The organism is Mycobacterium palustre (assembly GCF_002101785.1).
GTDB lineage: Bacteria > Actinomycetota > Actinomycetes > Mycobacteriales > Mycobacteriaceae > Mycobacterium > Mycobacterium palustre.
Map to the genome: position 1 here is coordinate 1 of NZ_LQPJ01000033.1, position 2,286 is coordinate 2,286.

Consider the following 2,286-nt stretch of genomic DNA (forward strand, 5'->3'; position numbering starts at 1 on the left):
CGGTGAGCCGGGTCATGCGCTCGGCGATCAGGTGCGCGAGGAGATCTTCGCGAGTGGGGAAGTGGGAGTAAACGGTTCCGATAGCCACCCCGGCGGTTTTGGCAATTTTCTCCAGGGATGCGCCGATGCCGTCACGGGTGAACGCGTCATCGGCGGCGGCGATGAGCCGCGCATAGTTGCGTTGTGCGTCGGCACGCTGCCGGCGAGTCCGAGGCGTTGTCAAGTTGAGGTACCCTCACTATGGTAATTGAGTATGTCTCAAGTTAACCAGATGGCGCGGCAAACCCTGGGCCCGTTCGGGATATGGCTGGGCGGCCCCGAACACTTCAGCGACACCGCGACCGCCCAACGCGATGCGTTACGCCGCCTGGACGCCCTGACTACCTACGGTTCGATTTGGACGGGCGAAGGCGTGGGCGGCCGAGATGTCTACGCGCAGTTGGGGATCTGGCTGGCGGCCACACAGCGGCTGGCCGCCGGGGCCGGGATCGCCAATGTGTGGGCGCGCGCCCCCGAGGCCGCCCAGGCCGCCGGCGCCACGCTGGCCGAGGCCTATCCCGGCCGATTCATCAACGGGATCGGCATCGGACATCCGATCCAGGCCGGCCAGGTAGGCGCCGACTACCGCACACCGCTTGCCACGATGCGCCAGTACCTGCAACGGATGCGTTGCGAAGCCCAGCGGGGCCCGCTGGAGGTGCCGCCGTTTCCCACCGTCATCGCCGCCGTCGGGCCCAAAATGCTCGACGTGGCCGCCGAAGCCGCCGACGGCGCCCACCCCTATTTCGTGCCCGTCGCCCACACCGCCGAAGCACGCCAACGACTTGGCCCCCACCCGCTATTGATTCCCGAACAAAGTGTGCTGGTCGACCCGACCGAAGAAACGCTGGCCGCCTACCGGCAGCGGTTATCTATCGGCACCCAGATCGGGCACTATCGCGCCGGATTGAAACGGTTCGGGCTGTCCGACGATGACCTCGACCACCAAACTGACAAGTTCTTCGACACGGTCGCGGCAGCCGGCACACCAGAGCAGGTCGCGCAACGCATCATCGACCACCTCGACGCCGGCGCCGACCACGTCCTGGTCTCGGCGTTCGGAGACCTGGCATCAGTCACTCGCCAATTGCAGCGCCTGGCACCCGCACTCGACGCTGCGCACGCACACCTCCAAACCGCGGGGAGCGCCGCGCGATGACCGCGATTTTCCTAGCCAACAGGTCCCCGGCATTACAAGGTGGTCGCGCACCCAGAAGTTCTTGTGGAAGTCGGCACTGAGAGCTTCGCGGCCATCGCGACAGTCGTCGTCGATCGCGAAACGTCACGACCTGAGGGATCGTTTTGCCGCCGAGACTCTCGGCTGGTCCCAACACCGTGCAATGACTTCGCGTGAGATCCCTGTTATTGCACTGACTCCGCGCCTCCAGCAGTGAGCGCTCCGAAACAGGCGCCGGGGCGGACTGGGCCGGGCGCTCAGGCGAGGTGGGTGCAGGCGGAAAGCACTGCACGGCAACCGAAACGATGGGAGGAGCGGTAGCCGGCAAGAAGGCGGGTGGTGCAGTGGGTTGACCTGACATAATGTCGCTTATCGGTAAAACGGGGCGACGAGTTGCTGCTCAGATAAGGGACCTGCTCGCGTGCGGTCCACGTGTAACCCCACTGGGGCTCGAGGTTCACCGAACGCCCAAGCGTCGGCATCCGCGCGCGTTCGGCTTGCGCGTTCGGCTTGGTCGCCGCCCATCGACGATCGGCGGAGATTCCAACGAACCTTTCGCAAGGTATAGCGGCAACGCAGCCGGCGATCGACCGGGCCTAACCCCTGTCCAGGACCGCGCGCCACAGGCGATACGTCACTGTGACGAATTACGGTGGGGCGCATGGTGTTTCCTGCGACTGCTCAACTGACACAACATCGGCGACGACCTTCCACCTACGCCTCGCGACCAAGACGGCTGCGATTGTCCGCACTCGGGATCTTTGGCGCCGTGCGTTTACGGCGTCGAACCCGTCGTTGGCAAGTTGCGCCCGGCACTCGTCGCTATCGAGGCTTGCGTGATGTCGATAACGCGGTCAGCGTCCTACCCCACCGCCGCTCCCCTCGCCCCGGCCATCGTCCGCAATACGTCACTGTGACGAATCATGTTGTGGCGCAGGGACTCTCGGTCAGGCCGCTCAGTAACGGCCGAAGGCCATGGCGACGTTGTGGCCACCGAAGCCGAACGAGTTGTTGATCGCGTATTGGTAGTCGCCGGGTCGCGGCTTGCCCGCCACCACGTCCAAATCGAA

At 65.0% G+C, this 2,286-nt stretch carries 3 protein-coding genes; 1 reads left to right on the forward strand and 2 read right to left on the reverse strand.

All coding sequences use genetic code 11. From position 1 onward, the window contains the following. On the reverse strand, positions 1 to 223 hold a 223-nt coding region (locus AWC19_RS03105), incomplete at its 3' end, for a TetR/AcrR family transcriptional regulator (RefSeq protein ID WP_142280937.1). A 48-nt stretch (positions 224 to 271) separates the two neighbouring features. On the opposite strand from AWC19_RS03105, the gene AWC19_RS03110 reads away from it, so the two are divergent. Continuing rightward, positions 272 to 1,198: a TIGR03620 family F420-dependent LLM class oxidoreductase gene (locus tag AWC19_RS03110; RefSeq protein ID WP_211284829.1), complete on the forward strand. Its 927-nt coding sequence runs from the start codon at positions 272 to 274 to the stop codon at positions 1,196 to 1,198. 974 nt (positions 1,199 to 2,172) lie between these two features. Here the strand turns inward: AWC19_RS03110 and AWC19_RS30290 are convergent. Further along, positions 2,173 to 2,286: hypothetical protein (locus AWC19_RS30290; protein WP_245848675.1), on the reverse strand; the 114-nt coding region annotated here is incomplete at its 5' end.